This is a genomic window from Streptomyces sp. TRM68367 (assembly GCF_014495685.1).
GTDB lineage: Bacteria > Actinomycetota > Actinomycetes > Streptomycetales > Streptomycetaceae > Streptomyces.
In genome coordinates this window covers 25,775-32,862 of sequence record NZ_JACTVI010000085.1, presented here as the reverse complement: position 1 = coordinate 32,862, position 7,088 = coordinate 25,775, and the positions used below count along the sequence as shown (strand labels likewise).

Annotated in this window: 5 protein-coding genes; 2 read left to right on the top strand and 3 right to left on the bottom strand. The window is 71.3% G+C overall.

All coding sequences use genetic code 11. The features are described from left to right. The first annotated feature begins 464 nt into the window (after positions 1-464). Positions 465-1,055 carry a DUF2617 family protein gene (locus H8R17_RS35205; RefSeq protein WP_262505733.1) on the top strand — a complete coding sequence of 197 codons (591 nt, stop codon included), beginning with the start codon at positions 465-467 and terminating at the stop codon, positions 1,053-1,055. 35 nt (positions 1,056-1,090) lie between these two features. Then, positions 1,091-2,737: a polyamine aminopropyltransferase gene (locus H8R17_RS35200; protein ID WP_187827276.1), complete on the top strand. Its 1,647-nt coding sequence runs from the start codon at positions 1,091-1,093 to the stop codon at positions 2,735-2,737. Between the two features lie 239 nt (positions 2,738-2,976). Here the strand turns inward: H8R17_RS35200 and H8R17_RS35195 are convergent, their stop codons facing one another. From H8R17_RS35195 to clpB, 3 genes are all read right to left on the bottom strand, one after another. Next, positions 2,977-3,507 carry a YbjN domain-containing protein gene (locus H8R17_RS35195; protein WP_187827275.1) on the bottom strand — a complete coding sequence of 177 codons (531 nt, stop codon included), beginning with the start codon at positions 3,505-3,507 and terminating at the stop codon, positions 2,977-2,979. Then, positions 3,504-4,136: an RloB family protein gene (locus tag H8R17_RS35190; protein WP_316959620.1), complete on the bottom strand. Its 633-nt coding sequence runs from the start codon at positions 4,134-4,136 to the stop codon at positions 3,504-3,506. The genes H8R17_RS35195 and H8R17_RS35190 overlap by 4 nt, the downstream gene beginning before the upstream one ends. Positions 4,137-4,203: 67 nt before the next feature. Continuing rightward, complete coding sequence (gene clpB, locus H8R17_RS35185; RefSeq protein WP_187827274.1) at positions 4,204-6,801, bottom strand: ATP-dependent chaperone ClpB; 2,598 nt, start codon at positions 6,799-6,801, stop codon at positions 4,204-4,206. Positions 6,802-7,088 lie beyond the last annotated feature (287 nt).

Genomic DNA, 7,088 nt, shown 5'->3' with positions numbered 1-7,088 from the left:
GGGCCCGCACCTGGGGCGGGCCCGCGCCCCCGCACCGAGCGCCCACCGGGAACGACTCCCGGCGGGCGCTCGGCCATGCCGCCGACAGCACCCGCCTCACCGACTCCGGTCAGCCACCTGGCAGTTGCCCGCCGACCACCGCCCTGGCATGTGCCCGCCCCGGAAGCCCCCGGCGGGCTCGCGAGCACCCCGGCGTACGCCCACAACCCACAGGCGCACGCCGTAGTTGAACGGATGAGCTGTGGAGCCCTCTGAGGAATGAAAACCCTACGAAGTTGGGTAAAAAAGCTGTGTCGGCGCCACAGTTCGTGATTCCCTCTAAATCACCAACACAGCCCCTCGGCCGTCCCGTGGACACCCTTCCTGACCGGCCGCCCGGGCTGACTGGGCCGAACCCCCGGGCGTGACCCGGGGTGCGCCGGACCCACATCTCCCCCTCCTTGTGTGCTTTGCGGAGCCGATCCATGCTCACGACCCTGAACACCTCCTACACCGACACGCGCGCGACCGACCTCGCCTGGGCGCTGGGGCGCGAACCGCTCCCCGCACTGGCCACGCTCGACCTCGAACTGACGGACGCAAAGCTCCAGTTGAGACTCCTCGGCGCCTCCCACCAGGTCCTTCTGGAGGAGGAGAAGGGCACATGCTCGGAGACGGTCGCGTGCATCCCGGGCAGCAGCACACCGCTTCCGCTGGGCGTGGCCAAGCGGGTGGACGACTGGGAGTACGAGTTCGCGGCACGGGTCGAGGTCCTCTCGCCCGGCTCGTTCGCGGGCCGCGCCCAGGAGTTGCTGGCCCTGGTCTCCGACCACCCCCACGGCCTGGCCGGCGTCTTCCCCGGCATCCCGCACGCCTTCACGGCGCTGCTGGCCCAGCGGTACGAGGGCCAGGTGCACTGGCGGACCTGGCACGCGTACCCGCAGGACGGGCAGCTGGTGGCGACCCGGACCCGCGTGGGAGTACGCACACCGGTGAGCCGTACCGACCCTGCCTGCCCAAACGACGCGCAAACCTACGATGCCCCGACCCGGCGCCAGGTCCACACGTGTGGGTGACGATGCGTACGCCAGACGTGACGTAACGTCGCAGCGTGATCGAACCGCACGCTCCCGCCCCGCCCGGCTCCGCGCCGTCGTGGGCCGGTCGCGCGCGGCTGCCCGTCCGGCCGGCCACCGGACGGTTCCTGGTCCTCGCTTGCGTCTTCGTCTGCGCGGCCTGCGGGCTGGTGTACGAACTCGAACTCGTCGCCCACGCCTCGTACTTGACCGGCGATTCGGTCACCCAGACGTCCGTCGTGCTGTCCGTGATGGTCTTCGCGATGGGCATCGGCTCGCTCGCCGCCAAGCGGCTGCGCCGGCTCGCGGCGGCGGCCTTCGGCGCCGTGGAGGCCCTCCTCGCCCTGGTCGGCGGGTGCAGCGCGATGACCCTGTACGCCGTCTTCGCGTGGACCGGTGACTGGGGCGGCCTGTGGGCCGACGGCCCGCGCTGGCTGCTGGTCGCCTTCTCCCTCGCCATCGGCCTGCTGATCGGCGCCGAGGTGCCGCTGCTGATGGAGCTGATCCAGCGCATCCGCCGCCAGGACGCGGGCGGCGCGGTGGCCGACCTGTTCGCCGCGGACTACGTCGGCGCGCTCGTCGGGGGCCTGGCCTTCCCGTTCCTTCTCCTGCCGTTCCTGGGGCAGTTGACCGGCGCGCTGGTCACCGGCACCGTCAATGTGATCGCCGGCGGCGCGCTGGTCCTCGGCCTGTTCCACCGCGACCTGAGCCGCCGCGCCCGCCGGCTGCTGCTGGCCGCCAACGTCACCGTCGTCGCGCTCCTCGGCTCCGCCGCCGTACTCGTCGACGACTTCGAGCGGGCCGCCCGGCACGCGGTGTACGGCCAGAACGTGCGCGTGGCCCTCCAGACCGGCGTCCAGGAGGTCGTCCTCACCGGCGGCAGCGGCGGGCGGCCCCTCGACCTTTACCTCGACGGCCGCCTGCGCGTGGGCGGCCGCGACGAACGGCACTACCACGAGGCGCTGGTCCACCCCGCGATGAACGGCCCGCACGCGCGCGTGCTCGTCCTCGGCGGCGGCGACGGACTGACCGCGCGGGAGGTGCTGCGGCATCCCGGTGTCCGGCGGGTGGACATCGTCGAGCTCGACCCGGGCCTGGTGCGGCTGGCCCGCAGCGACCCGGCCCTGTCCGCGCTGAACGGTCACGTGTACGACGACCCGCGCGTGCACGTGACGATCGCGGACGCCTTCCGCCGACTGCGCGGGGCACCCCCGGCGGCGTACGACGTCGTCATCTCCGACCTGCCGGACCCCGGCATCACCGCGAGCACGAAGCTGTACTCGCAGGAGTTCTACGGCCTGGCGGGCCGCGTTCTGGCCGACGGCGGCCGCCTCGCCGTGCACGCCGGCCCGGTCGCGGCCCGCCCCCGCGTCTACTGGACGGTGGAGTCGACGCTCCGGGCGGCCGGTTTCCGCACCGCCCCCTACCGCGTGAACGGGCACGACACCGGCTTCCCCGCCGACCCCGACCGCGCCGCCGCCTCCACCGACCACGCCACCCGCGACTGGGGCTACCTCCTGGCCGCCCGCACCACCACACCATCCCTCCGTCTCGCCCCCCAGGGCCCGCGCCCGCACACGCTCACCGAGGACTCCCTCACGGCAGCCGCGCGAGCCGCACACCGCACCCGGATGCCGGACCTGCCGCCGTCGACGCTGGTGCACCCGCGTTACGGCACCTGACGCGTCACGCGCCCGAGTGCGCCCAGGTTTCCCACAGGCTGTGGACGGCAACCGGGCCGGGTAGTCCTGTGGACCAGCCACAGGGGCGACCTGCTCGACGGGCCCGCGCCCGGTCCGCACGCCAAGAGCCCGGCCCGGGCGCGCGACCGTGGTGGTCGCCGCCCTGGCCGGGCTCTCGTGTGCCTACGGCGCGTACCTGACAGTGATCGCGAACGCGCCGCCGTAGTCGCCTCCGGGGGCTACTCCTCGCCGCCCTCGGGCTTCTCCGCGTCGTTGACCTCCTGCTCCAGGCCGAGCTGCTCGACGAGCCACCGGTCGAACTCGATGGCGGCCCGCACCCAGCTGACCGTGGACGAGACAAAGTGCTCCAGGCTGACGCCGGTGCCGATCAGCATCTGCGCCTCGCCGATCAGGCGCACGGTGCCGTCGTCGTGGGTGTGGCTGTAAACCTTGGGCCACAGGGTCCGCCGGTTCCAGTCGTCGATGGACTCCAGCAGCTGCGGCTTCTCGTCGATCTTGTGGGGCCGGTCGTAGAACGTCCGAACCGAGAAGACCTGCTGGTCACCCTCGCCCCGGAACATGAAGTACGTACGGAACTGCTCCCACGGCGCCGCGAGGTCACCCTCGTCGTCGACGACGTACTTGAGCTCCATCTGGTCGAGGAGCTGCTTCACGAGGTCCTGATCCGGGACGACGGGGCCCGCCGGTCCTTGGGGCTGCGGCTCGGGCTGGCCCCCGAAGTTCGGAATCGAGGACGGGTCGATGCTCACCGTGTATTTCCCTTCGTACGGATTCCGCCATCCTCTCCCATCCGGGGAGGGGGGTGGCAACCCCTGACCGGCCTGTCGACCGTCGGCTGACACGATCCGGTCACCTTCAGCACTCTTCCATCCGCTCGACGAGCCGCCAGACGCCCGTGGACTGGTTCTGCGCATGGTCCTCGCGGGGTCGGATCGAGCTTCCGGGCCCGCTGTACGGCGCCGGCACGGCCGTCGCGGTAGACGGCGAAGTCGAGGCGCGTCCTGTCGTAGCCCGGGACGTGCTTCTGCAGCAGCGGCGGCAGCTTCCTGTACGTCGGTACGTATGCGGTCTGCGGGGCGAAGTGGAGCAGCAGCCACAGCTCGAAGCAGGGGTTGGAGACCGCCACGCGGATGCCCGCCCGGCGTGCGGCGACGGCTGCCTCGGCGACATCGACGAACTGGTCGACGTCGAAGACGCACCACACCTCGTCGAAGTCGCCCTTGCCGATGTTCCGCTGCCTCCGGGCGTAGGCGACGAGCTGTGCCGGTGAGCAGGCCTTGCCGCGGACCACGACGGACACGGCGGGGTTGCGCAGGTGCTCCCGTAAGCCCTGGAGGTACTGGCGCTCCGTCTCCTTGCTGCCGCAGACGACGAGGATCGTCCGCGCGGACCGGCTGACCGGGCCGCGGCGGCGGCCCTGACGGGCCCGGGCGCCGGCCGGCTTCCTACAGCGTCTTGCCGGTCGCCGGTCCGACCAGGAGTTCGTCGCCGAAGCGGTCGACGCGGACCGTGTCGCCGTCCTTGATCTCGCCGGAGAGGATCTCGCGGGCGAGGCGGTCGCCGATGGCGGTCTGGACCAGGCGGCGCAGCGGGCGGGCGCCGTAGGCGGGATCCATGCCCTCGTCCGCGAGCCAGGCCAGGGCCTCGGGGGTGACCTCCAGGCTGAGGCGGCGATCGGCGAGCCGCTTGGCGAGGCGGTCGAGCTGGAGCCGTGCGATCCGGCTCAGCTCGTCCTTGGTCAGGGCCGAGAAGACGACGAGATCGTCGAGGCGGTTGAGGAACTCCGGCTTGAAGGAGGTGCGGACCACCTCCAGGACCTGTTCCTTCTTCTCCTGCTCGCTGGTGATCGGGTCCACCAGGAACTGGCTGCCCAGGTTCGAGGTCAGCACCAGGATCGTGTTGCGGAAGTCGACCGTGCGGCCCTGGCCGTCGGTGAGCCGTCCGTCGTCCAGGACCTGGAGGAGGATGTCGAAGACCTCGGGGTGGGCCTTCTCCACCTCGTCCAGCAGGACCACGCTGTACGGCCTGCGCCGTACCGTCTCCGTCAGCTGGCCGCCCTCCTCGTAGCCGACGTAGCCGGGCGGGGCGCCGACCAGGCGGGCCACGCTGTGCTTCTCGCTGTACTCCGACATGTCGATGCGGACCATCGCCCGCTCGTCGTCGAAGAGGAAGTCGGCGAGGGCCTTGGCCAGCTCCGTCTTGCCGACGCCCGTGGGGCCGAGGAAGAGGAAGGAGCCCGTGGGGCGGTCGGGGTCGGCGATGCCCGCGCGGCTGCGGCGCACCGCGTCCGACACGGCCCGTACGGCCTCGCTCTGGCCGATCAGGCGGCGGCCCAGCTCCTCCTCCATGCGCAGCAGCTTCTGCGTCTCGCCCTCCAGGAGGCGGCCCGCCGGGATGCCCGTCCAGGAGGCCACGACGTCCGCGATGTCGTCGGAGCCGACCTCCTCCTTGACCATGGTGTCCCGGGCGACCTCCTCCTCGGCCGCCGAAGCGGCCTCAAGCTCCTTCTCCAGGGCGGGGATCTCGCCGTACAACAGCTTGGACGCGGTGTCGAAGTCGCCGTCGCGCTGGGCGCGTTCGGCCTGGCCGCGCACCTCGTCGAGGCGTTCCTTCAGCTCACCGACCCGGTTGAGGGACTGCTTCTCCTTCTCCCAGCGGGCGTTGAGACCGCGCAGTTCCTCCTCCTTGTCGGCGAGGTCGCGGCGCAGCCGTTCCAGGCGCTCGCGCGAGGCGGCGTCGGTCTCCTTGCCGAGCGCCATCTCCTCCATCTTCAGCCGGTCGACGGCGCGCTGGAGTTCGTCGATCTCCACGGGCGACGAGTCGATCTCCATGCGCAGCCGGGAGGCGGCCTCGTCGACCAGGTCGATCGCCTTGTCGGGCAGGAAGCGGGAGGTGATGTAGCGGTCGGAGAGGGTGGCCGCCGCGACCAGCGCCGCGTCCGCGATCTGCACCTTGTGGTGGGCCTCGTACCGGCCCTTGAGGCCGCGCAGGATCGCGATCGAGTCCTCGACCGTCGGCTCGGCGACCAGCACCTGCTGGAAGCGGCGCTCCAGGGCGGGGTCCTTCTCGATCCGCTCGCGGTACTCGTCCAGGGTCGTCGCACCGACCATGCGCAGCTCGCCGCGCGCCAGCATCGGCTTGAGCATGTTGCCCGCGTCCATCGCCGAGTCGCCGCCGGCGCCCGCGCCGACGACGGTGTGCAGCTCGTCGATGAACGTGATGATCTGGCCGTCGCTGTCCTTGATCTCGGCGAGGACAGTCTTCAGGCGCTCCTCGAACTCGCCGCGGTACTTGGCGCCCGCGACCATCGCGCCCAGGTCGAGCGCCACGAGCCGCTTGTTCTTCAGGCTCTCCGGCACGTCCCCCTTCACGATCCGCTGCGCGAGGCCCTCGACGACGGCCGTCTTGCCGACACCGGGCTCACCGATGAGCACGGGGTTGTTCTTGGTCCGCCGGGACAGCACCTGCACGACCCGCCGGATCTCCTGGTCCCGCCCGATGACCGGGTCGAGCTTGCCCTCGCGCGCGGCGGCGGTGAAGTCGGTGCCGAACTTCTCCAGGGCCTTGTACTGCCCCTCGGGATCGGCCGTGGTCACCCGGCGCCCGCCCCTCGCCTTCTGGAAGGCCTCCTGCAGCTTCTTCGCGCTGGCTCCCTGCTGTGTCAGCAGGTCCCCGGCGTGACCCCCCTTCGCGGCGGTACCGATGAGCAGGTGCTCGGTCGAGAGGTACTCGTCGCCCAGTTCCTTGGCGCGCGTCTGGGCGTCTGCGATCACGGCGAGGAGGTCGCGGTTGGGCTGGGGCGGCGCGACGGTGGACCCGGTCACGCTGGGCAGCCCGGCGAGGATCTTCTCGGCACCGGCGCGTACGGCGGCCAGGTCGGCCTCGACCGCGACGAGCAGGTCGGTGATGTTCTCGTTGTCCTGCCCCTGGAGCAGAGCCAGCAGCAGGTGAGCCGGGGTGAGGTCGGGGTGTCCCTCGGTCACGGCCCGGTTGCTCGCCGCGTTGATCGCGTCCCGGCTCCGGTTGGTCAGCTCGGCGTCCACGTTCGCGTTCTCCTCCTGGCGTCAGCCGTCGTCCGCACTGACTTGGGTACTGACTTGAGTAGCGTACACAAAGTTGAGTCTATTCCACTCAAGGCGGAATAGGGGAGGGCGGAACGGCCGGAGAGCGGCTAAGTTCCGGGACATGGCCCACACGCCGATGACATCACGCCCGGACGGCGCACCCGTCGGGGTTGCGTACGGTTCCGGGGCCCGGCCGGCTCGGATGATTGCGGGCACGGGTGGGTGGAGAATGAGCCACGACGTCGGAAAGTCGGGCACGGATGGCG